Source organism: Schlesneria sphaerica (assembly GCF_044336245.1).
Lineage (GTDB): Bacteria > Planctomycetota > Planctomycetia > Planctomycetales > Planctomycetaceae > Schlesneria > Schlesneria sphaerica.
Genome location: NZ_CP172346.1, coordinates 6,354,261 through 6,377,376 on the forward strand (window position 1 = coordinate 6,354,261; position 23,116 = coordinate 6,377,376).

A 23,116-nucleotide genomic window follows, 5' to 3' on the forward strand; every position below is an offset into this window, starting at 1 on the left:
AACTGCTCATCCTTATCCCGCTGAACTGCGACCGGCAAACCAGGCCCCAGTCCAGAGAAGGGTGAGCTTTGCAGACCGTTGGCCGGGCGAATCCTTCGGCGGGATGCAGGTTGCCTCCGGTGAGACGCTGCGCTTACCCCCTTCCCCCGAAGTTTGAATTGTGAGCATCACCCACTGATGACTGACTGACCCACATGATTGCGCCCTCTTTTCACCCAAGCGATGACAGGCATTTAAGCTGAAACCCAGAGAGGATAAGACTGCGATGAAACGAATAGCGAAATCACTTTTGTTACTGCTGGGGCTTTCCACACAGCTTGTCGCGCAGGAAGTCAGCGAACTGGACGCAATTACCAAGCGACTCGACTCGAAGTCGCTGCGGGAAAAAGTCGAAGCGGTCAGGTTGCTGGGCGAGATTGGTTCTCCCGCGTCTGCTTCGGTCGCTTCGCTGCTCCCCTTGCTGGAAGAGGAGGATCCGGGAGTCCGCTACGAAGCGATCATCGCGCTCGGGCGAATTCATTCAGAGTCGGAACAGGTTGTTCCTGCCCTCACCCGGCAACTCGAAGATCGTAACCCCGTCATCCACCACGCGGCGATCAATGCATTGCGGGATTTCGAAAGCGATGCGGAATCTGCATTGCCCAAACTGCGAACGTTTATGAAAGACAAATCACCTCTCATTCGTCTTAGCGCTGCAAGAGCCGTTGCGGAGATCAGCAAACGTGGGAGCTCCGAAATTGACGAGGCGCGATCTGTGCTGGTCGAGAGTCTGCAGAGTCCTCATCCCCAGATCGCTGGCAACGCCATCAGCGGGCTGGTGATTCTGAGTGTGTCGGCGCTGCCGGAGATCGTCGCCCTGCTGGATAGCAAGGACGTACAAACTGTCTGCAATGCGTGTAGCGCACTTGCGGCAATCGGCCCGTCTGATCCGAAAACAATCGGGAAATTGGCCGAGCTAGCCAAATCCGATAACGCCGCCGTGCGCTGGCATGCGGTCACCGCCATTGGCGAAGGTGGGCAGGAATCTCAATCAGCGCTACCAGTACTGATCGGAACCTTAAAAGATGAGGATGCGAATGTTCGATTCAGTGCGCAGCAGGCCCTCTATCGACTGGGTGAGGCCGCGGTTCCTGCGCTGATTGATGCTCTGGATGATGAAGAGACGCAACTGGTCGCCACTTCCATTCTCGGTGGGATGGGACCGGCTGCCAGTTCAGCGGCTGGTCGACTGGCCAATCTAGTCGAATCGCCCAACCATAGCGTACGGCGTGAAGCCGTTTTTGCCCTGGCGTCGATTGGCGGTGACGCGACTTCACACGTCCCGGAGTTAATCAAAGCACTGGAAGACAAGCAGTTCCCGTATCCCGGAGTCGTCGCCTATTGTCTCGGAAGACTTCGGGCGAAAGACGCCAAGGATGCTTTGCGGACAGCACTGGACGAAGCCGAGGACCCACTGACTCGTCTGGCCATCGCATGTGCCTTAATCGACGTAGATCCCAAGGATGAAGATAACGTCAACGCGGCTTTGCCTCATGTCACGTCCGCACTTCGAGATGAACGGCCACAACTGCGACGGGAAGCGATTTTCGCGCTCGGTCGAATGGGAGAGCGGGCTAAGGTCGTCGCACCCGTGCTGAGTGAGTCCATTTACGATCCGGATCCGGTCGTCCGGCGGGAAGCGCTGGTGGCTCTGGCAGAGATGGCACCCAAAGGGGAGTCTGCGATCAAGCTGTTCGTTGATCTGCTGGGTGAGAATGATCCAACGGTGAGGTCGGTCGCCAGCTACGCCCTGGGGCGGATTGGAAAGCCGGCTCACGCAGCGACTGCACCGCTGCAGCAATTGCTGGAAAGCCCTGATCTTCACGAGAAAACTCTGGCGGCCTGGGCGCTTGTCCGTGTCTCTCCGGAACCCAAGACAAAAGAGGTGGCGATTCCGCTGCTCGTAGCGGCTTTACATGGTGATAAAAATCCCCAGATGCGACTCCAGATGGCACAGACACTCGGAGAAGTCGGGGAAGAATCGGCTTTGGCGAAAGAAGCGTTGGAGCTTGCTCTTAAAGACTCTGACGAAGCCGTTCGGACCGCCGCCGACAAAGCAATCAACTCGTGGAAATAAGGAATAACCAATGATGACTACTCTTAGAACACTGATACTCCTTGCGCTCGCACAGTTAAGCTTCGCAGCGCCGGCCTCGGCACAATGGTATATCAATCAGGGATTTGGTAACGCAGGCTTCGGACCGATGGGTGGCAGTGCCGGACCCGCTTCGAGTCTGGGAGCGGGACCGATTGGAATGACACAGCCTCGGGCTGTGGGAGACCTCAACATCGGGGGTGCCTTTGGTGGAGGGAGCGTCACCGCCAACGGCACGCTGAACGGGGCCGTCGCCAGCGGGTATTACGCGAACGCTGCGGGTGGGCTCGGATTCGGCGGATACGGCGATGCTCTGCTGTATGGGAGTGCTGCGGCCGCGGGATATGGGGGCTATGGCGGATACGGAGGCGGGATCACCGTCGATCCTTATTCGAACTACGCCGCCGTCCAGTACAATGGGATGGCCAACCTGTTGAGGGCGTACGGAAGCTACACCCTCGACGAGTCTAAGGCGATGGAACATACCGAAAAAGCCCGGACCCGTTACATCGACAATGAGCAGAAGATCTATCAGGCTCGGCAGGCTTTCAAGCGAATGAAGGCGGCTGAGGTTACGGAACAACGGGACGCCGATCGAGCGACACGAGAGCGTCGAGAAGAGTTTCTCGCTGCGAATCGACCCCGCCCGCTGAGTCAGGAGCACTACGATCCCGACAATGGCAGAATCCAATGGCCTGCTGCATTGATGGAAGCAGAATTTGACGAAACGCGCAAGTCGATCGACGATCTGTTCGAGCAGAAGACACGAGGGTACGACAAATCTGCTACGGCGTCGAAAGTGAATCTGGCGGTTCAGGACATGCGTGAAATTCTTCGTACACAGATTCTAATCATTCCGTTGCAGGACTATTCCGAAGCTCGCCAGTTTCTGGACCGCATGGCGGCAACGGTGAAGTAATAGATGATTGTCAAAAGTGTGGAAACCGGTTGGGAAGTTGTCTACCAGGCCGCTCACGCCCTATTGGCCGGGAAAATTGCGACACAGCTTCGGCAGCTCCCTGCGGTTCATTACTGGCCAGAGACGCTGGCGGCACTGTTTGAGCATGATGACCATAAGACGTCTTTTGGCAAAAATGTCTACTTGACCAGCCTGGGAGCACCCAAGGACTTCACGCAGTTTCGCTTCACCGCCAAAGAGCGAGCGCGGGAAGTGAGCCGCAGGATTGAGAACGGCTATCGGAAGCACCGCTGGATTGGGTTGCTGGCCGCCCGCCACGCCGAGGAACTTTATCGGTCGGAGAAAATTTCCCCGAGTCTGCGGGCCTTGATCGATGACGAGATTGAGCGGCGGGCTTCGATTCTGCACGAGCTGGGAACAACGAAGGCCGCACTGGAATCCGCGTATGCGGTCCTGCAGTGGTGCGATCGAATTTCACTGATCTTGTGCCAAGGGGCAATTCCTGCCATGCACCGCAGAATTGAGATTGCGCCGCTGGAAAATCAGCGCTATCAGATGTGGCAGCGTCCAGATAATACCGTCGCCATAGACCCTTGGCCGTTCTCGGCAAAAATCTTTGTTGAACATGTTGAAGTTCGGACGCTCCAGCAGCTCACCTTTACTTCGGACAGCGAGCTGCAGGAGCAGCTGAGGGCCTGCCCTGTCGAGATGCGAACATGGCACTTTCAGAAAACCGCTCGTTCCAACCGGGGTCATTAAGCGGCTGGTTGAGCGAGAGACACAAACGCGGCTTCCGGGAAGCACTTGGTCGAGCGAGCAACGAAAGTTGCCCGCTCGACGGTCATAAACCGGTTACTTAGGGAAGCAATCGGATGCAAGCGGGGCTGACCTGTGAAATCGGCTCTCCGACCGACTTCAATTTTCCGGACTGGCCATCAATCTTGAAGACGGCCACATTGTTTCCCGGCATATTCGCACAGAGCAGTAGTTTTCCATCAGGCGTGATCAGAAGGTTCTGCGGACCTTTGCCCAAGCTCGGTTCGATTCCGATCAACGTCATTTCACCATCCGCGCCCAGTTGATAGGCAGCAATACTGTCGTGTCCGCGATTGGTACCGTAGAGGAACCGGCCATCCGGAGTGATCTTGAGGTCAGCGCAGTGAGTCACTCCTTTGAAGTCCGCAGGAAGAGTCGAAATGTTCTGTCGCTCTTTCAAGGTTCCGGTCTCGGTGGCGTAGTCAAACAGGGTCACCGAGTTATTCAGTTCGTTGATCACGTAGACGTAGCGGCCGTTGGGATGGAACGTCAGATGTCGCGGTCCCGCCCCTGCCGGAGATTTAACGAAGGGAGGGGTATTGGGCACCAGCTTGGCCGTCGCCGGGTCGAGTTGATACCCGAGGACCTGATCGATACCAAGATCGGCTGCGAAGGCGAAGCGGTTATCAGGGCTGACGACGAGACAGTGAGCGTACGGGCCTTTCTGGCGGACGGGATCGACGCTTGATCCTGAATGCTGGATGAAGGTGGCTGCTTCCTTCAGTGAGCCATCAGCCTGTGTGGGAAATGAGGCGATGTTCCCCGTTGAATAGTTGGCGACCAGCACCGACTTCCCAGTCGCGTCGACGTCAACGAAGCAACTCGCCGTTCCCTGTGTCGACTGTCGGTTCAGAAACTTCATTCGGCCCGTCTTCCCATCCAGGGCGAATGCAGAGACGTGCTCGGATTCTTCACCACCAAAGGTCTTGGCATCAATGGTGTAGAGAAATTTTCCGTCGCGTGAGATTGCGAAGAAGAACGGGTTACTAATGTCTCCCGTCCGGTGAGTCGCCTTGAGGGAACCCGACTGAAGGTCCAGTTCGTATGCCTGGATTCCGCCCTCCTTACCGGGGGCGAACGAAGAAATCAGGACGACGGGTTGTTCTGCTGTGACGGTCGAGATTGTGGGGTTGAGCATGGTGGCCATCAAGAGTGCAAAAAGAGACCGGGGTCGAATCAGATTCATCAGTGGCTCCGTCAGAAGTGTTCAAGATCCCATATGAAGGCGATGGCAAACGGGCAATCGAAAGATGACTTTCCCAGATCGGAACGCTCGGGCCTGGCGCGGTTGCAGTTCTCCCTTGTTGCGCTTCAGGGGTGAAAAAGGGCTCGTCCTCCTCGATTGCTGCTGAACCATTGACCATCCACGTATCGCAATTCACGACGCGAAACGCCCCCGGGAATGCAGGGGGTGCCATCTTAACGAGTTCTCGTCGACGCACCAGAAACTCGCTTGCACAAAAGATTTAGACGGCACGTCGGTTCGCAGATCGTCCGTGCGGTGAAGTCCCCGCAACTCGTGCGCGTCGGATATTCGATTTCACAAAATTGTCTGAAGAAATCGACTGGAACTTTCCAGCTACGTGCCTAGAACAGTTTGTCTCAGCTGTGGCGAGCGACCGTAATCTGCTGCGGCGGGAATTTTCCCGTTGGGTAGTAACCTCGCTCGAAAATCGAGGCCTCGGCATCGCCCCCTGTTGGAGGGGCGGGCCACGATTCAGATCACGGGCAAGTGCGCGCTCGGCATTCTTTGCCGAGATGCCTTATCCGCAGCCATTGGCCTATTTACCCGCCAATAACTCCGGTTTTTCGCTGTCGCCACAGGCTGTCTAGGTGACTCCCATTTCGTTTTGGACTGTAAGGATTCGGCTCAATGGAATTTTGTGGATTGCGACGTTTTAGTAAGAAACTGCCCGCACTCATCGGTGGAGTGATGGTCGGATTTAGTAATCTGATCGTTTCGGCTGGCGTTATCCATCAGTATAACGTTATTACCGTGAAGGACGTTAATACCCAGAATGACATTGAGGGGCCTTCTTTGATCGGTGGTAACGCCAACCTCGCCACGGTCGGAAATAATGCCCCGCCGCAGGGGGGAGCTCCACTGGTGACTGTTCTGGGGAATCTGAATGGTCAGAACCTGAATATCAACAGTGGCGGCAGCCTGGCCATCGGCGGTACCCGCAACGCGAATGTGAACTACAATTCCGACTCAAATGGTGTTCGCGGCAGCCAGATTAATCTGAGTAGTTCCGAGGTTTCGACGCTGGCTTCTGCCATTCAAGAGATCAAATCGGTCTCGTCCGGTTTCGCTCAGATGTATGCTGATAACTCGCTGTTCGCCCAGAACACACTGAATGCCTCCAACGTCTTTCAGATCAACTATGTTGACTCCGATGGGTACGCGATTGCATCCATTGCAGGCAGTGCCTTGACCGCAATGAATGCGAATTTTGGTATTAACTTCAACGTCCCGCTGGCGTCCATCTCATCGCTGGTGATTAACGTCACCGGGGCCGGAGATATTGATATCGGTAGCAGTATTCACTTCAACGGCTTTCAGAACAATTCCTATTTGACGTCGCACCTGATCTGGAACTTTACCGATACAACCAAGCTCAACGCAGGAGCTAATATGCACGGTGCAATTCTGGCCCCTTTTGCTGACGTGAAGACAGGTCCTTCGATGGATGGGTCGATCTGGGCGAACTCTCTGAAGGCGGGTGGTGAGGTTCACTATCCACTCTATGCAGGTAACGGACCGCTGAATCCTTCGCCTGTTCCTGAGCCAAGTACGCTGGCCCTGGGGTCGATCGCTTCTGTGATGTTCAGTGTCTATTCCTACCGTCGTCGAAAGAACGCGGTCTGATCCAGGTTCTTGCACAATCACAGGGAAGAACTTCTGGAGTTCTTCCTCTTCCTCCCCCCCCTCTCTCTTCGACCTGAGATTGCTCGGGAGAAGGAGGGAGAGGCACTTTCCCGCTGAATTTGTTTTGCGGTTTCCCGACAGTAGCCGTTCGCAGGCGACGCAGGGAACGGACTCTTTCTCACCAGCTTCCGGCGACTTCGGACCCTCAACTTTGCCCGAAGTCGTCGCGGACCACTTTGAGAATGCGTCAGTTCCCTTTCCCCCCCCTGCGAACGGCTATTGCATTTCCTGTGCACCCGTCCCCCGAGTTGAGACCGGGATGCGCAAGTTTCCGCGTGCGTGTGTCCATCTCCGGTAACTGAAGCCCGGCCTCGAAGAGGCTCTGATGGCGATGCTCACTCACTTGTGGCCTGATTGCGAACGTCGGTGAAAATCTTCCCGCTCAGGAATGGCACTTGGCACAAGTGACGGTGGGCGGGATTAGCTGCGTCAGGTTCATCTCACAAATCCGTTTGGCTCGGGCCGGCCCACATTCAGGACAATCGAAGAAACGGGCACTGTCCCAGGTGTCCATGAAGACGCGGGGCTTCGAACTTTGCTGGTTCGCGTAGTCGAGACCCCGTTCCAGCGTTCGTTCCATGCTGTGGATGACAGGGGGAGAGTAGTCGCCTGTGGCCTGAAGCCGCTCCATCATCCCATTTCCCCCCCGTGTTGGAATAATGCTGACACACCTGGCACCCTGTTCGACCGCATGTTGGACCGAACGGAGAGCCCATTCCATCCCCTGCTCTTCGTCCATGCCCGGTGGCTTCAGCAGGACGAAGGCTCTGACGGCGATTCCGTTCTTTACAAGAAACTGTGCCGCGTCGTCGAAGTCTTCCACGGTCATCCGCTTATTAAGGGATGCCAGTGCTGCGGGGTGAACGGTTTCCAGTCCCAGTGCAATTTCCAACCCGGTCTGGACCTGGTCGTGAAACTCGAGGCAGCGGTGATTGATCAGTCGAGGATGGTTTTCCAGGATGACCGTTTCGAAGCTGCACACGAGCGAGGCGATTTCGGCGTGGTCTTCCCGCGGAATCGCCTGGGGATCGAAGAAGCTTCCCGCGTTGTACAGTTTGACATGCTTCGCAGCAGACTGCGGAGTACACGCGTGTCGAATTTGTGCGGGAATCGCTCCCAGGGGGACTCGTTCGTCCAGAGTATTCTTCCACAGATCGCACATGGTGCAGCGGAACGGACACTCCCGGTTGGTGAGGAAGATCGTCAGAACATCTTCGATCCGACCCTGTGACGATCGTTCCGGCTCAATCAGGGTCAAATAGGGTTTCCAGGGGTCGAGACGATTCTTTGTCGGGCGGGTGGCCACGACCTCGGCATCGCTGATGGGAAGGCTGAACATTGTTGATCCTCAGCGGGGGTTTCCCTGTGCTGGCGGTCCTGGAAAACGCTGTGCGTGGAATGTGATAAATCATTCGCTTGCCAAAGGTTGCAACCTGAACACAGGCACACTGAAGTAAGGCCAGTGACGATGTCCGGAATGCGAGGTGGCGGAGTCTTTACCGGTGCATTGAACTCGAAAAGGACCGGCTCGAAAACATCGGCTTCCCTGATTTCCAGCATTGGATTAACTTAACCCCATCCAATAGTCCACGGAGGGAATCGGAGATGGCGACGGTCACAATGAGAGAAACCAGGAACGATTCCGATCGATCGGTACGCCAGATCATCGCTTCGGCCCGGTCGGTCCGGAAGCAGGCGAAATCGCGGGTCGGCCTGGTCGGTGCCCTGGGGATGTCGTGCCTGTCGGGACTGCTGCTATGGCTTTGCTTCACTCCTGTTGATGCCAGTCCGCTGGCGTGGTTCGCCACGATTCCGCTGCTGCTCCTCGTCAGGATCCCGGATCGGACGGGATGGATGTATCCTTCAATCTATGTCGGAAGCCTGATCAGTCAACTGGCAACTTTGCAGTGGATGCGGCTGGGTGATCCCACGATGTACATCGCGTGGATTGCCCTTTCGATCTACCTCGCATTTTATGCCGTCGCATTTGTACTGATCTCACGCGTCGCCGTGCACCGATGTGCGTTGCCGCTCGCCCTGGTTGGTCCGGCTGTCTGGACCGGCCTGGAATATCTCAGAGCTCATCTGATGACCGGATTCGCGTGGTACTTCCTCGGGCACTCGCAGTACCGCTGGCTGGAACTGATTCAGGTGAGTGACATTGTGGGGGCGTACGGTGTCAGCTTTTTGATCGTCATGACTTCGGCGGCGCTGGCATTGATGGTGCCCCATCGCTGGTTGATTCGCCTCAATCTGGTTCTGCCGTCAACCGGACCAGTAACCGCTTCCGGATTGACGCTGTCTGATCTGGTCCAAGTCACGGCGACCTTCAGTGTGTTTGCCTCCGTTCTGGTCTACGGGTACGTTCGAAGGGGGCAGGCCGACTTTCAGCCCGGTCCACGCATGGCGTTGATTCAAGGGAATTTTGTGGCGTCGCTGCGAGAAGAACCAGCGTCGCAGGATGACATCTATCTTACGCATCTTCGACTGAATGCCCGCGCTGTCCGTGAGCAGGCACAGGTGATTGTCTGGCCGGAAGCGATGTTTCCCTGGCCCTTAATGACGCCCGCAGAAGAACTGTCGAATGACCAACTGCGGGAACTGGTTCCGACAGTGAATCCCGCGATGTGGCGTGATACCACGGTCCGCTCTGTTCTGACGGAAGAGAGTCAGCGCTCGGGTGCCGCGTTGATTTTCGGGATCCACTCCGCCGAAGCCAAGCCGGGAATCGTCTCGCAACATAACTCGGCCGTGTTTGTCCGTCCTGACGTCGGCATCGCCGGACGTTATGACAAGATTCACCTGGTCCCGTTTGGTGAGTATATCCCACTCGTGAACGTGCTTCCATTCCTGAAAGCGTTCTCGCCCTATAATGAATCGCACGGATTGTCGGCGGGAAAATCGGCCGCGATCTTTGAATATCTGGGCTGGCGAATGGCCCCGGTGATCTGCTTCGAGGACACCGTGCCGCACCTGGTGCGAAGGATCGTCGCATCGGGGTCCGATTTTGAGCGGGGGCAGCCGGTCGATGTTCTGGTCAACATGACGAATGACGGGTGGTTTCACGGTTCCAGTGAATTGGATCAGCACTTGATTACCGCGGCGTTTCGCGCCGTGGAATGTCGCACTCCGGTGGTGCGTGCTGTGAACACCGGGATTTCTGCAGTGATTGATGGGGATGGAGCGATTCGCGAACCGGACGTGTTTATTGATGGTGATGCACGCAAGAACGGTGACGCCCCGCCCCGGACCACACTGCGCGATCCCAAGACAGGGGCCTGGCACAAGAACCTGAACGCCGCGGTCATCCAGACGGTTCCTTTGGATGCTCGCCGCAGTCTGTATGTGCAGTACGGTGACTGGTTCGCCGCGCTGTGTGCCGCCGCGGCAGTGGGCTTCGGCCTGTTCGGCTTTGTTCCGACTCGAAAAGTTGCGGAATCGACGCCCTCTCTGGCCTAACCGGACGTCTTTCTCTGTGGGATGAGGGCTCAAGCCGGGACTGCGGCCTGAGCCCTCTCCATTGAGGATCCCCCGCGCATTCGAATTTCTTCCGGCGCATCTGCCCGGGAAAAAGGTCAAGGCGCAGCTATGTTCGTGCGCGTAATCCGTACGCGACGGTCGCATTTTTGGCGAAGAACTTTTCGGTAGCGGTCTGCCCCTTATCGCCGAAGAAATCTTTCACGATCTGGATCACGACTTTGTAGGGGGCCGCCCGATCGCTCACCGGCCAGTCGCTGCCGTAAATCAGACGATCCTCGCCGAACGTCTTCCAGGCGGTCTCCAGAATCGGGCGATAGTAGTCTGTTTCGACGGGGGGCATGTGTTCTGCTGTCCGTGCTCCTTCCGTCAGCGCGGAAACTTTGAGGAACACATTCTGATGAGCAGCGCAATCCTTTAGCCCACGTGACCATTCCGCAGGAGGTTCCTTCCCGTCGATACGAACGTTGGCGAGATGATTAATGGCGATCCGGAAATCGGGAAGCAGTTTCGCCAATCGGTCCACCAGCGGCAGCGACTCGATTCCGCCATTCACATCGAGTTGCAGGTTGGCGTCGTTCATCTTTCGGAGATCGGCGAGAAACGACGGTTTCTCTAATCCGCTGGCGAGGAGATCGGAGCCAATCCGGATGCCACGATAAAGGGGATTCTTTGAGAAGCGGGCCAGCAGTTTTCCGAACGATTCTTCACCCGGTGACAGGTTCCCAACGATCCCTGCTACGAACGGGTCCGCATCCGCCAGGTCGAGCAGCCATTGGTTGTCCTCAACCCACGGACTGGCTTCGATGATGACCGTGCCGGTGACTCCATAAGGGGCGGTGGCTCGACGAAACTCAGGGGGGAGCACTGTGCGGTAAAGTGCGGAATCTTCTTTTGATGGCCAGGGAATACCCTCGGGACGTGAAGGGTCATAAAAGTGCGTATGCGCATCGATGATAGGATACTTGTCGCGTTCTTCGTTGGCCCCGCTTGCGATCGTGCCCAGGGTGTTAGTCAGTCCCGCAGCGGCGATCAAACTGGAGGTCATAAAATCGCGGCGATTGATCTGCATCGATTGGCTCTCCCCTGGATGGTCAGTTCACTTTTATGAAGTCCCGACAGATATGAAGTCCCGACAGCACGGCAAGTCGGATTGGCGTTAACAAGGCCCGAGCGATGGCTCAGATCGAGTAGGCGCGTCACCCACGCGAGGCTTGCTGCCGCTGAAACACCATTGCGAAAAACGGAGTGGGAAACAACTGTAGCATGCCCTGGTCTTCATCCGGTCTTGAGTCGTTGTTCACGACTCGGGCGCGCACCCGGCGCGGCAGGAACACAGGGCCTGCTTCAGGTTGAGTTCGTTTTGGACTCAAATCGGAGTGAGCCTTGGCCACGTGGCGTTGTTCAAGGTGGTGCCGTCACGGGTGAATGTCAGGCGGTCCGTCATCAATGTCCTTGAAATCAGACGTTGTGTCTCATAGTCTGGGGTCGATGTTGAGGGGCATCATTGTGCTTTAGTTTATGACGTGCGACAGTTGTCGCGAACTGTGCTCCTCACTTCGAAATGCTTACTTCTCCCCGATAGCAGGCGTGTCATGTACAAAGTTCCCGCGAGTTTGACGTTTCTCTTACTGTCGATCAGTCTAATGGCAGGCTGCGGAGAGCAGAAAAAAGCTGCCGTGACGGACAGCGACCAAGCAGGCGAAAGTGCGATAAAGCCAGCGGCGTCCCCATCCGATCACAACGAACCCGCTGTGGCAACGAAGGCTGAGACCCCCGGTCAAACCCCTGTGAAGGATGCGTCTGAGAACGCGAATTCATTGAAACCGACCGGCGGGGAGTCTACGGCGACGACAGCGCAAACCCAGGAGTCGCCTGTTCGCACGCCGCCAAAGCCGCTCACTGAAGCCGTCTTTCTTCCGGACAATCTTGTCGGCATTTCGGTCCTTCACCCCAAGGCATACTTTGAGACCAAAATGGGGCGATTGCTGATTGAGCTGGGATTTGAGACTGAGTCGGGTACTCCCAGCGATCTGCTGCGCCGGCTGGGGCTCAAGTTCTCTGACCTCGAACGAGTGACCGTCGCGATCGATCAATCGCTGGTGACAGGGATCGCACAGCAGGTCGGTCTCCCGGTTGCAAATCTGGCCGCGCCGGCACAGCAAGGTGACCACCAGTACCAGAACGCGATGAAGCAGATTGCGCTGGCCTTTCACAATTACCACGACACATACGGGAAGTTTCCTCGCGCGAATGGGGACGGAGATGGACGTAAAACGGGCCTGAGCTGGCGTGTCCATCTTCTTCCGTTCCTTGAGCAGGCCCCGCTTTACAATGAATTTCATCTGGACGAACCGTGGGACAGTGACCACAACAAAACTCTGATTGCTCTGATGCCCGCGATTTTTGAATCGCCGGGAGTGACAGAAGAAGGCCATACGGCGTTTCATGTCTTCACGGGCGAGAATACGCCCTTCCACGGGGATTCCGGGACCCATCTCTCTCTCATTACGGATGGAACGTCGAATACCGTTCTGGCGATACAGTCGGCCCCTGACAAGGCTGAGATCTGGACGAAACCCGGAGGATTGGAAGTGGACCTCGCTTCACCGCGCGATTCTTTGGGTGAAGAGCCCGAAGAAGGTTTTCTGGTCGCCATGGGAGACGGTCAAGTGCTTCGACTACCTGTAGGTATCGATGACAAAACTCTTGCCGCAATGATCCACCCCCGGGACGGAGCGGTCGTTGATTTAAACAAATGGAAGGTCAACTCGCCCAAGACGCCCCCGCTACCGACAACGATTATCGAATTGTCGCGAGAGGTACCTCAGGCGGAACTGGTGAAATCGGTTCTCGGTGAGTCGAAGGAAGAGACTTTTGAAGGGGTGAGTTACTCGCGAAATCAATCGACGGCCGTCTGGTTCCCCGCGACTCAAACGGTCGTCGTGGCACCGATTGAGGCTGTGAAACAGATGATCTCGGCGAAACAGGCGGGCAAGAGCAGCACCTCGCCACTCGTCAAGGAACTGAATCTGGCTGCCAGCATCAGTGCTGCTGTCGATCTCGAATCACAGGCGTCGATTCTGGGCTTTCTCGCCCAGTTTAACCCGATGCTGGGCATGGTGTCGGAGGTCAAGACGATTGCGATGCAGTTCTCGGGAACGGGTGATCCTGCAGATCCCATGCTGGCGCTGGACATCACGGCAACGAGTTCTGAAAAAGCGGCAAGCCTGTTCGGCATTTCGTCGATGGCCCTGAACCAGGGAAAAATGAATATCGCACAGGCACCATTGGCTCCCAATGCGAGTAACGAAGACCGCGAGATGATGGCGCTGACGAAGCAGCTTGTTGCCTCTACGACGCTGGAACAGCTTGGCGAAAAAATTCACTTCGGCGTGCCAGTTCCCAAGAATTTCGATCAGATGCCAGAGATCATGAAGCCCGCTTTGGTTTCGGGACAAAAGACGGCGCGCATGGCGATCCAGATGACCGCTATCCGTGAGATCGGTCTGGGTTTTCACCAGTATCATGATGTTCATGGCGCGTTCCCGTCGGCCAGTCGCGTGCTGCCCGGCAATCCGAAGGGCCTTAGCTGGCGCGTGGCTCTGCTGCCCTACATCGGTCAGAAGGAACTCTACGACCAGTTCAACCTGGACGAAGCCTGGGATAGTGAGCACAACAAGCTGCTGATCGAGAAGATGCCTGAGGTGTTCAAGTCAAAAGATGTCACTGAACCCGGTAAAACAGCCATGCATGTCTTTGTCGGTGCCGGAGCTCCATTTGCAGACGATGCCGCCCCCCCTATCCCTGATTTTTCCGATGGGGCTTCCAACACCATTCTCGCCGTTCTCGCAGGTCCTGATAAAGCGGAAATCTGGACCAAGCCGGGGGGCCTCGACTTTGACCCTGAGAACCCGATCGCTGCGCTCGGGGATCTGACAACCGATAGCTTCATTGCTCAAATGGCTGACGGTAGAGTAATCACCCTGAACAAGAAGACCCCCGCAGAGCAGTTACGACGCCTGATCCAGATTGCTGACGGTGAAATGGTTCGGTAGACCTGCGTACGCAACGTGCCCTGCAGTTACTCTGCGGGGCACGCCGAACAAGTGCGTTGAAATCTCAGAATGCAGAAGGTGGCTGCCGACATGGCCGTACCAGGGGCTTCCGATCCCCGCGACGTTGAACGCGCCCCCTCTCCTTTACTTGATGACCGTCGGTTCCTGAACGAACCGATGGGATGGGACTGCGGGAGACCGGTCACGTCGATCGACCTCGTGCGGGGATCGACTTGTAGAGCTGTACCAGGGCCAGCAACGTAACGAAGCCGATGCTGCCAACGCCCCCCAGGGTAACGATGCTCAGCCAGTCACTGAAAATCATGCGGGTTTGACCCCAGAAAAAGCTCCAACTGAATAACACCACGGCCGCCCCCAGGCTGAGCCAGGGTCCGTAGGGGAGGTATGTCTTGCCCGAGACGGTCCGAATCACCACGCCGACCGTCAGTCCCAACAGGGGGGCGAGAAGAAAGACCAGTGTCGTCGCCTGCCAGCCCAGGTAACTGCCGATCATCGCCATGAGAGTGATGTCTCCGGTTCCCATCGCTTCCTGTCCCAGGACGAGCGAACTGACTTTCCTCGCACTCCAGGTCAGCCCTGCCCCAGTGATCATTCCGGCCAGACTCCAGGCCAGCCCGTGCCAGTGTCGATGGGCGTCGTACCATGCGGGGATATAAGGCCCCCTCAGTTGCGGGATGGAGACCGTCCAGTCAACCCACAAGTGGCAGATCTGAGCTTCGCCGATCAGCGTTGCTCCCAGTAGTCCGATCAGTGTCCCGGGTAAGGTGATCCAATCCGGAATCATGTAGCAGTCAAAATCGATCGACGTCGCGACGACGAGAAATGCGAGCAGGGTCAGGTGAAAGACCAAGCGCAATGTCCGACCGGTCCCGGATGGTTGGACTTCCGGCGTCTCGAGACACCCGTTCTCGATTGATGCCCAATGGAAGAGCACGAAAAGCAACGCGCTGGCGATCACCACCACAATGCTTCTCAGGCGACGGGCTTGTGGGGTGGGCAGAGGAATATTCAGCGACTGCCGCTCATGGTAACTCAGCCATTCGAACCACCACGCGAGCCCGCTGCTGACTAAAAAGGCGAAGAGTGCAGTCAGAATGAGAGACACCGGTCCGTTCCGCGAGTGAAGAGCCCTGAAGAAATCTGTGCTGCAGTATACGTGTTCTTCCGGATTCTGACATTGCAGCAGGGTTTTGCCTTACACGAAGCATTCAGTGCCAAAAACTGCGGCATGCAGTTTGCCTTGTGGCTGCCCGTCTCAGTTTTTCCACCACGTCGTGGCACCACTGAAGCTTTGGTATTCGCGATTTTCATCCTCGCACTCAGGAGAAATTTTGTGACGTTCAGACACTGGACCGCGCTTTCCTTCCTTGTTTTATGCTGCAGCCTGCCATCGATCGGTTTAGCGCAGGAAGTTGCCGTCGAAATCTCCGAAGCTGTGGCGCCCGCTGCCGCTCCCGCATTCAATTCAGGTGACATCGCCTGGATGCTGACGTCGTCAGCATTAGTGCTAATGATGACAGCACCCGGTCTGGCGTTGTTTTACGGCGGCCTCGTCCGGAAGAAGAATATTCTCAGTGTGATGATGCAATGCATCACCCTCATGGGATTGATGTCGGTGATTTGGGCCTTGTACGGGTACAGCCTCTGTTTCGGAGACTCTGTCGGAGGGATGGGGCTGATCGGGGATTTCAAGTATGCCCTGCTGAAGGAAGTCTCCCCTTATTGGAACGAAAGCCTCAAGCAGGCAGTGCATCCGATGTACGGGGAAACCGGGATCCCTCGATCGATTCACATGGTCTTTCAGATGATGTTCTTTATCATCACTCCCGCACTGATTTGCGGAGCTTTTGCCGAACGAATGAAGTTCAGCTCGATGGTGCTGTTTTCCATTCTCTGGGGAACGTTCGTCTATTGCCCCGTGGCCCACTGGGTCTGGTCTGACTTTGGCTGGTGTTCGGAATTCAATCCGAGTGCGAAGTTTAAGGCGTACGACTTTGCGGGCGGAACGGTGGTGCATATCACTTCCGGAATCTCTGCCCTCGTCTGCGCCCTGCTGCTGGGAAAGCGACTTGGATTTGGACAAGAGCCCATGCCGCCGCACAATCTGACTTACACCTATATCGGTGCCACCATGCTGTGGGTCGGCTGGTTTGGCTTTAACGCAGGGAGTGCTGGTGCTGCCGATCTGCGGGCTGCAAATGCTTTCGTAACGACTCAAATGGCGGCTGCAGCGGGGACGCTCGCCTGGGCCGGGCTGGAATGGTTGCTCCGTGGTAAGCCCAGCATTCTGGGCGCATGTTCCGGTGCCGTGGCGGGGCTGGTCTGTGTGACGCCCGCCAGCGGTTCAGCAACCCCGATTAGCGGGATCTGTCTGGGGCTGGCTGCCGGGATGGTCTGTTTCTTTGCATGCACGACCATGAAAAACAAGTTTGGCTACGATGACTCTCTGGACGCATTTGGTGTCCATGGCGTGGGTGGAACTCTGGGCGCACTTTTGACCGGCGTGTTCGCGACTCGAGCTGTCATCCCCGGTACCACCGAACCTTGCGGCCTGCTCGAAGGAAATCCGGCACAGCTCGTGAACCAGGCGATCGGTGCGGGAGCCGCCATGCTGCTGGCGATTGTCGGGACGGTGATCATTCTCAAGCTTGTCGACGCCGTAAATGGTCTCCGTGTCACCCAGACCGGTGAGATGCAGGGACTGGATATTCATGACCATGGCGAAGAAGGTTACATCTTCTATTGATGCCTGAACTGATGTTTTGAACTTGATTGACGCACTGGGAAAGAGGCTTCACAATCAGTGAAGTAGCGCTCGCCGAGAACTGCAGAATAGACCCGAAAGATTTATCAAAGGAGCCGAACGTGAAGAAGGTTGAAGCGGTGATTCGCCACTACAAATTGGAAGAGGTCAAAAACGCGCTGACACAGGCAGGAATCCAGGGGATGACTGTGACGGAAGTGCGTGGTTTCGGTCGGCAACGCGGCCATAAAGAAACTTACCGTGGTGCGGAATACACGGTCGACTTCCTGCCCAAAGTGAAGCTCGAAGTTGTCGTGGCGGACGCGGACGTCACCAAGGCAATCAAAACCATTTCTGATGTCGCGCGAACGGGTCAGATTGGTGACGGCAAGATCTTCATCACCAGTCTCGAAGAAATTGTCCGTATTCGCACGGGTGAAACTGGTCCGGAAGCGATCTGATCGCCACTGTCCAATTTACCGGGCCTTTCGAAGTTCTCGGTCTGACGAGGTCGCCACTACAGAAGTCGAATTGCGGTTTTTGCCGGTTCGACTTCTTTGTTTGATCTCAAGCAACAGTTCAGGGTAGCGCTCTACTCAATCCTTCGTCGGATGCATGTCACCTGAAGAATTCTGCGGTCGGTATACCCCTCGCGCTACAGGGTGAAGCCGCACGAATAGTTTTCAGTCACCGGCTTGCCCATTCGGACACATTTCTTGGTCGCACGGATGATGTGGGTTGAGGCCAGTAAAGTAGAGGGAGGCCACCATTCCTGAGGTTCGTTCTCGAATTGGTGAGCCTGAGCCGTCTCAGGCGGTGCCGCGCACAGAGAGAATCGGCACGCTGAGAAGGCGAGTGGACGGGCTGAGACAACAGGCCCGTAAACATTTTGAGCAGGGTGCGACGGGCCTGCAGACAGCGGCCTATCTGTCTCAGCACCTCGATGCCTTCCTGACACAGGTGTTTCAAGAAGTCTTGTCGGAAGCTGATCCTGCGCTGGTCGATACGTTGCGGGGGCAGACTGCTCTCGTTGCAACCGGCGGAACGGCAAGAGGCGATGTCTGTCCGTATTCGGATATCGACCTGCTGTTTCTGCACTCACCCTCCTGCGCGTCACAGTTTGAAAAGATCGCGTCACAGGTGCAGCGAGATCTGTGGGATTCCGGTCTCAAAATCGGTGCCAGCGTGCGCACGGTGGCCGATTCACTTTCGTGGGCCCGGCAGGAAATTCAGTTCGCCACTTCACTTGTCGATACGCGACTGCTGTGGGGAAATCAGGCGATTTTTGAGCAGTTGCAGATGCGATTCGCTCGCACGATCATCAAATCTCGCTCCAGTGAATTCCTGGCCGAAGTCGCGGCGACCCGCAGCAAGGAAAGAACCGAGTTCGGGGCTTCCACTCAGCAACTCGAACCAGATGTCAAGCGTTCGGTCGGCGGACTGCGGGATCTGCATTTCATTCGATGGGTCGGTTTCGCCTTGTACGGCAGCGGCGAAATTGACGCGTTACAGCGTCATGGTGCGCTCAATGCCGAAGATGCCCGCCGGCTTTCGCAAGCCCATGAATTCCTCATTGCCATCCGCATCAATCTGCACTTCGCTGCGAATAAAGAGCAAGACACTCTCTCTCGCGATGATCAGTTAAGGATTGCCCGGTCCCGGAACATTCCTGCAATTGACGGTCTGCGGCCGGTCGAGCGGTTCATGCAGGAGTATTTTCAGCACAGTTCCTTTATCGCCGATGTCGCGCGTCAGTTCATGGAGCAGACACAGCATAAGAAGATTCTGGATCAGGCCTTCGATTACCTGATGTCCTATCGCGTTGACGAGATCTATCGCGTGGGGCCGGAACAGATCGACATTCCGAGTGGTCGCACCCGCCGGGCTGTTTGCGGAAATCTCGAACGGGTGCTTCATCTGTATCTGACCGCCTCCCGTTATGGACGGACGGTCGCGCCTCGGCTGGCTGCCATGATCAAGAGTGAAAAGATCAAGACGCCAGCAGTTCTATCGCCCGAGGCGTCACAACTGTTTCTTGAACTCTTGAAGACCACGGGAAAATTGGGAGAGGCTCTACGCGGTCTGCACGAGAATGGTGTGCTTGAAGCGGTTCTTCCGTGCTTCCAGCATATTCGCTGTCTGCTTCAATTCAATCAGTATCACCATTACACCGTCGACGAGCATACTCTGCGGGCGATCGAAGCGGCAGAAGGGTTTCTCGGTGACACGGGGGCGGTGGGACGGGCCTATCGGGAAATCCATCATAAAGAATTACTTCACCTATCCATCCTGCTGCATGATGCTGGAAAAGGTTACGAAGAAGATCATAGTGAGGTCGGACGTCGGATTGCTGCGGACGTCGCCGTACGACTCGGATTGCCAGCTCATCAGCGTGAACTGGTCATGTTTCTGGTCCATCGTCACTTGAAGATGGCCGACCTGGCTCTGCGACGGGATATCAATGATCCGGCAGTTCTGCTGAAGTTCAGTCACGAGGTCGGTAGTCCTGAATCACTGCGAATGCTGTTCGTTCTGACTGCGGCAGACATCTCTGCAGTGGGTCCGGGGGTCTGGACGCAGTGGAAAGCCGAACTGACCACGACGTTGTACGAACGGACCATGCTGTGGCTCAGCGGAAAAAGTCATCTGTTCGATGAACCGACCCGGTTAATGGCAATCAAGGAACAGGTCGCGAAGCTGATTGCCGGGGCTGAACCGATCGAGCCTTCCAATGGAACGACTCCCCCGGACCATAATGAAGATTCACTGGCCGAGGAACTCGATCAGTTTCCAGCCCATTACCTGCTGGAAACTCCTCCTGCCCGGATCGCAGACGATTACCGACTGATCCAGTCATGCGGCCCCGATCAGATCCTTGTTGAAGCGGTTTATGATGCCGAGACCTCCACTGTCGAGTATCGCATCATCACGCACGAGCGACTGGCATCTGGCTGCTTTCACAAAGTTTCAGGAGTGTTGTCAGCAAAGCGGCTGGTGATTCTGTCCGCCGCAATTTATACGACGCAGGACGGCGTGATCATCGATGTGTTCCGGGTGCGTGACACGGACCATGTCGGCGAGATTCCCGGCTGGCGTGTCGATGAACTGGCTATATCGATTCGCAAGGTCCTGCGCGGTGAGGCAGAGGTCGAAACGCTACTCAGGTCACGAGGTAAATTTGCGCTGTCGGCACTGAGCGGTCCGGTGTCCGACCTGCCGATGCGCGTCGTGATCGACAATGAGTCGTCAGACCGGTACACGATCATCGATGTTTTTGCACACGATCGTCCGGGCCTGTTGTATGCCATTACCAAAGCGTTGTATGAGCTGAAGCTGAGCGTGGTGCTGGCAAAGATTGCCACGCACTTCGATCAGGTGCTGGACGTTTTCTTCGTGACGGATGCTGATAACGGGAAGATCACCGCAGGAGACCGTCTGACCGAAATCCCCGAAGTCCTTACGAAACAACTGGCAAGTTTTGAAGAATCCGCACGAGATGAACAGTAACCGGAGGGTCGTGTTTGTCGTTGCGGGGCACTGCATGGGCCGCTATAGTGCTTCAGTCACGGATCACGATTTATCCCATTGATACACGGAGGTTAATGGTGCAGATTCACGAATTCGATCTGAACGTCGGTGATATCCTGCATCTCGGTAACACCACTGTCACAGTGATCGATATCGAGAATGGCGAAGTGACCTTTCGGGTTGATGAGAGTGATCCCCATGACGACAACCTGTTGAACGATTCTATGGACGCAGGGTCATTTTCACTTCCCCGTTAATCCTCCTGCCAACGGCTGGTTGGGGCGCCATCGGAACAGACTCTTCGATATCGGATTCGTACGGGGTCGCTTTCGACCGATCCAGAATCAGCAATTGATGGCGACCGTTTCTTCGGATCTGCCCGCCAAAAATTTCAATCCGTGAAGCACCGCTCGAGACGACACCTGCACGGCCGTTTTCGACGGCGACAACGTTGTCCAGTTTGATTCCGTCGCAGAGCCCTTGCGCGTGAATTCCATCGAAGCGGAAGTGCTCGATCTTCACATCAGAGATCACGACATTGCTCACCTGATGCAGAGAGATTCCTGTCTGATCCGCTGCGTAGGTAAACAGTTCATCTTCAGGTAGCTCGGGGCGATCCTGGCGAAAGTACACGCTCCCCTGCCATGCAGCCCAATGACCGGGTTGAAGCTGAGGTCGAGGATCCAGGCCGCTCTGTGGAATAGACTCCGGAAGTGGCTTACCGTCCCGCAGCAGTCGATAGAAGCCCTTTCTCGTCAGCGTCACCTTCCACAATGAGCGACTCTCGCGTCGCCAGCTTCCGGGAGGGAGCCTTCTCAGCCCGCTGATGGTGGACCCATTTCCCTGAATCATGAAGGGAGTATATGCAGTGCCACTGTTTCGGCTGCCCGTGAGGGAGATCGAGTCGTAGTAAGGGGTCCCCGTGTTGGCGAGGATGATGATGTCCCCGAATCGCGCAAGCTGTAGCGCCCGCTTGAGAGATTGAACCGGTCCCGCGTTTCCTTCCCGTCCGGTCGGGGTCACTCCATCGTCTGAATCGCGACCAACGACATTGTTGACGTAAATTTCTGACGCTGTGACAGAACTGGTCACAACAAGAAATCCCATCAAAAAGAGGTATCGAGCTGACATGGATGTTTCCCGAATCTTGTGGTCGCATCGTGACGAGCGGGTCATGGTCGGACTGTTGTGCGGAGAGGTCATCGCTTTACCAGTGTGGCTGTTGGCCCTGGAATGATGGCTCACGACCGTGCCAACGCGGTCCCTACTCGCCCCGTTCAACTCAGACTCTTGACCCGTGCTTCACGGACGTAATTTCCCTTGAGGATTTCATGGTCCTTGCGACGCATCCGCAGGGGAAGTGACTAACGGCGGGCGCGCGACAGAATCCTGTCAGAAGTCGCAGACTTTTCCGGTTGTGCAGTCGATGCGGTTTGCACAGAAGCCCAAGACGTGTCACCCCTGCGGGCGTGGAATGTCATTTGAAGATCGATACACGCGAATCACAGGCACCAACTGCGATTGTAGCAACTTCTCTGTTGCACGGGCCACGGCCGGACGACTGGTCGTTTCGCGCGACAGTACTAAGCCGTGTACGCATCCCGGCAGAAAAACGATCAGGGCGAACAGCCTGCTGAAACAATCTGCCCGTGCAACCTGGCACCGCGCAAATCATCAGAAGGGTTCGCCCTTCGTCACTGGATCAAGGCTGACCAAATACAAACGGCTGAAGCCATGACACAAACGAGTCCGTGGCTTACCGGCTCCAGCCGCAGGACCATTGATCTCGCTTACAGAACACCGTATTTGGCAAAAGCTTCGCCCGCTTTCAATCCGTTGCGGATCGAATCGCGAACTTCGTTTTCGGCGTGGACCTTATTCCAGGCACGCTGAATTGCTTCCGCTTCGATGGCTTGAGGAACGACAACAATGCCGTCTTCGTCGGCGAAGACGAGGTCTCCGGAACAGAACGTCACCCCATCGATTTCCACCGGGATATCGATATCCACGACTCGCTGGCGATTGAAGCTGTCATACACGCAGGTTTCACGTGCGAAGACGGGGAAGTTCAACGCACGAATCTTGGTGACGTCACGAATCGCACCATCGATGATCGCTCCGACACATCCTTGATTGAGGGCCGCGGTCGTGAGGAGTTCGCCCCAGATCCCTGATCGGACTGATCCACCGGCCGCTGCAATCAGGACGTCATCGGGCTGACATTCGTCAACGGCCTTGAGTTCCAGTTCGTACGGGCGGGGATCTACATGAGCCATGTCGACCCAAAGGGAAGTCTTGCAGCGTCCGACCAGCAGGCTGCTAGTTGTGAAGGGACGAATCGGAAGTCGAGGCGATTGACGCTTGTAGCCAAGTGCGTCCAGTGCATCGCTGACGACTGCACTGTAAAGCGACTCACGCATCATCGCGAGTGTGATGGTCGAGGGGGTCGATTCGGTCATGGGGCTCCTTTTAGGCCGTATTGAAGCAATTC

16 protein-coding genes are annotated in these 23,116 nt (G+C 56.2%); 9 read left to right on the plus strand and 7 right to left on the minus strand.

Going from position 1 to position 23,116, the window contains the following annotated elements:
• The first annotated feature begins 265 nt into the window (after positions 1 to 265).
• Genes ACGY09_RS22835 through ACGY09_RS22845 form a run of 3 tightly spaced genes read left to right on the plus strand, consistent with a single transcriptional unit; the run spans position 266 to position 3,812 of the window.
• On the plus strand, positions 266 to 2,116 hold the full coding sequence (locus tag ACGY09_RS22835) for a HEAT repeat domain-containing protein (RefSeq protein ID WP_397569574.1): 1,851 nt from the start codon (positions 266 to 268) through the stop codon (positions 2,114 to 2,116).
• Between the two features lie 10 nt (positions 2,117 to 2,126).
• The gene (locus ACGY09_RS22840) at positions 2,127 to 3,053 is read left to right on the plus strand and encodes a hypothetical protein (RefSeq protein ID WP_397569575.1); all 927 of its coding nucleotides are present in this window, start codon (positions 2,127 to 2,129) and stop codon (positions 3,051 to 3,053) included.
• Positions 3,054 to 3,056: 3 nt separating this feature from the next.
• Positions 3,057 to 3,812, plus strand: a complete 756-nt coding sequence (locus tag ACGY09_RS22845) for a DUF3891 family protein (protein ID WP_397569576.1) — start codon at positions 3,057 to 3,059, stop codon at positions 3,810 to 3,812.
• A 97-nt stretch (positions 3,813 to 3,909) separates the two neighbouring features.
• Here the strand turns inward: ACGY09_RS22845 and ACGY09_RS22850 are convergent, their stop codons facing one another.
• Positions 3,910 to 5,055 carry a lactonase family protein gene (locus ACGY09_RS22850; protein ID WP_397569577.1) on the minus strand — a complete coding sequence of 382 codons (1,146 nt, stop codon included), beginning with the start codon at positions 5,053 to 5,055 and terminating at the stop codon, positions 3,910 to 3,912.
• Positions 5,056 to 5,757: 702 nt separating this feature from the next.
• Here ACGY09_RS22850 and ACGY09_RS22855 point away from each other — a divergent pair.
• Entirely contained in the window at positions 5,758 to 6,738 is a 981-nt protein-coding gene (locus ACGY09_RS22855; protein ID WP_397569578.1) for a choice-of-anchor A family protein, read from the plus strand.
• Between the two features lie 442 nt (positions 6,739 to 7,180).
• On the opposite strand, the gene ACGY09_RS22860 is transcribed toward ACGY09_RS22855, so the two are convergent.
• Positions 7,181 to 8,137, minus strand: a complete 957-nt coding sequence (locus ACGY09_RS22860; protein ID WP_397569579.1) for a radical SAM protein — start codon at positions 8,135 to 8,137, stop codon at positions 7,181 to 7,183.
• 266 nt (positions 8,138 to 8,403) lie between these two features.
• Here ACGY09_RS22860 and lnt point away from each other — a divergent pair, with 266 nt between their 5' ends.
• Positions 8,404 to 10,257, plus strand: coding sequence for an apolipoprotein N-acyltransferase (gene lnt / locus ACGY09_RS22865; protein ID WP_397569580.1), 1,854 nt, complete (start codon positions 8,404 to 8,406; stop codon positions 10,255 to 10,257).
• Positions 10,258 to 10,384: 127 nt separating this feature from the next.
• Here the strand turns inward: lnt and ACGY09_RS22870 are convergent, their stop codons facing one another.
• Positions 10,385 to 11,347 carry an amidohydrolase family protein gene (locus ACGY09_RS22870; protein ID WP_397569581.1) on the minus strand — a complete coding sequence of 321 codons (963 nt, stop codon included), beginning with the start codon at positions 11,345 to 11,347 and terminating at the stop codon, positions 10,385 to 10,387.
• A 682-nt stretch (positions 11,348 to 12,029) separates the two neighbouring features.
• Here ACGY09_RS22870 and ACGY09_RS22875 point away from each other — a divergent pair.
• Entirely contained in the window at positions 12,030 to 14,333 is a 2,304-nt protein-coding gene (locus tag ACGY09_RS22875; RefSeq protein WP_397569582.1) for a DUF1559 domain-containing protein, read from the plus strand.
• 202 nt (positions 14,334 to 14,535) lie between these two features.
• On the opposite strand, the gene ACGY09_RS22880 is transcribed toward ACGY09_RS22875, so the two are convergent.
• Positions 14,536 to 15,459: a prepilin peptidase gene (locus ACGY09_RS22880; protein WP_397569583.1), complete on the minus strand. Its 924-nt coding sequence runs from the start codon at positions 15,457 to 15,459 to the stop codon at positions 14,536 to 14,538.
• Between the two features lie 228 nt (positions 15,460 to 15,687).
• Between ACGY09_RS22880 and ACGY09_RS22885 the strand changes: the two genes are divergently transcribed.
• The 3 genes from ACGY09_RS22885 to glnD all read left to right on the plus strand — a co-directional run bounded on the left by ACGY09_RS22885 (position 15,688) and on the right by glnD (position 20,604).
• Positions 15,688 to 17,100: an ammonium transporter gene (locus ACGY09_RS22885; protein ID WP_397569584.1), complete on the plus strand. Its 1,413-nt coding sequence runs from the start codon at positions 15,688 to 15,690 to the stop codon at positions 17,098 to 17,100.
• 119 nt (positions 17,101 to 17,219) lie between these two features.
• Positions 17,220 to 17,558 carry a P-II family nitrogen regulator gene (locus ACGY09_RS22890; protein ID WP_373652652.1) on the plus strand — a complete coding sequence of 113 codons (339 nt, stop codon included), beginning with the start codon at positions 17,220 to 17,222 and terminating at the stop codon, positions 17,556 to 17,558.
• A 394-nt stretch (positions 17,559 to 17,952) separates the two neighbouring features.
• Positions 17,953 to 20,604 carry a [protein-PII] uridylyltransferase gene (glnD, locus tag ACGY09_RS22895; RefSeq protein ID WP_397569585.1) on the plus strand — a complete coding sequence of 884 codons (2,652 nt, stop codon included), beginning with the start codon at positions 17,953 to 17,955 and terminating at the stop codon, positions 20,602 to 20,604.
• Positions 20,605 to 20,696: 92 nt separating this feature from the next.
• Here the strand turns inward: glnD and ACGY09_RS22900 are convergent, their stop codons facing one another.
• The 3 genes from ACGY09_RS22900 to ACGY09_RS22910 form a co-directional block, all read right to left on the minus strand.
• Positions 20,697 to 20,825, minus strand: a complete 129-nt coding sequence (locus ACGY09_RS22900; protein WP_397569586.1) for a hypothetical protein — start codon at positions 20,823 to 20,825, stop codon at positions 20,697 to 20,699.
• A 22-nt stretch (positions 20,826 to 20,847) separates the two neighbouring features.
• Positions 20,848 to 21,756, minus strand: a complete 909-nt coding sequence (locus ACGY09_RS22905) for a right-handed parallel beta-helix repeat-containing protein (RefSeq protein ID WP_397569587.1) — start codon at positions 21,754 to 21,756, stop codon at positions 20,848 to 20,850.
• A gap of 659 nt (positions 21,757 to 22,415) precedes the next feature.
• A complete protein-coding gene (locus ACGY09_RS22910) occupies positions 22,416 to 23,084 on the minus strand; it encodes an RraA family protein (RefSeq protein WP_397569588.1) in 669 nt (222 codons plus the stop codon).
• Between the last annotated feature and the right edge of the window lie 32 nt (positions 23,085 to 23,116).

What these genes read in the sequence shown, in the direction of transcription:
- ACGY09_RS22900 (WP_397569586.1), bottom strand. Translation starts at nt 20,825, where the DNA reads ATGGGGATCACTCTCATCAACCCGAAAGGTCACTTCGCCATTCTCGAT.
- ACGY09_RS22860 (WP_397569579.1), bottom strand. Translation starts at nt 8,137, where the DNA reads ATGTTCAGCCTTCCCATCAGCGATGCCGAGGTCGTGGCCACCCGCCCG.
- ACGY09_RS22905 (WP_397569587.1), bottom strand. Translation starts at nt 21,756, where the DNA reads ATGTCAGCTCGATACCTCTTTTTGATGGGATTTCTTGTTGTGACCAGT.
- ACGY09_RS22870 (WP_397569581.1), bottom strand. Translation starts at nt 11,347, where the DNA reads ATGCAGATCAATCGCCGCGATTTTATGACCTCCAGTTTGATCGCCGCT.
- ACGY09_RS22840 (WP_397569575.1), top strand. Translation starts at nt 2,127, where the DNA reads ATGATGACTACTCTTAGAACACTGATACTCCTTGCGCTCGCACAGTTA.
- ACGY09_RS22910 (WP_397569588.1), bottom strand. Translation starts at nt 23,084, where the DNA reads ATGACCGAATCGACCCCCTCGACCATCACACTCGCGATGATGCGTGAG.
- ACGY09_RS22845 (WP_397569576.1), top strand. Translation starts at nt 3,057, where the DNA reads ATGATTGTCAAAAGTGTGGAAACCGGTTGGGAAGTTGTCTACCAGGCC.
- ACGY09_RS22850 (WP_397569577.1), bottom strand. Translation starts at nt 5,055, where the DNA reads ATGAATCTGATTCGACCCCGGTCTCTTTTTGCACTCTTGATGGCCACC.
- ACGY09_RS22835 (WP_397569574.1), top strand. Translation starts at nt 266, where the DNA reads ATGAAACGAATAGCGAAATCACTTTTGTTACTGCTGGGGCTTTCCACA.
- lnt (WP_397569580.1), top strand. Translation starts at nt 8,404, where the DNA reads ATGGCGACGGTCACAATGAGAGAAACCAGGAACGATTCCGATCGATCG.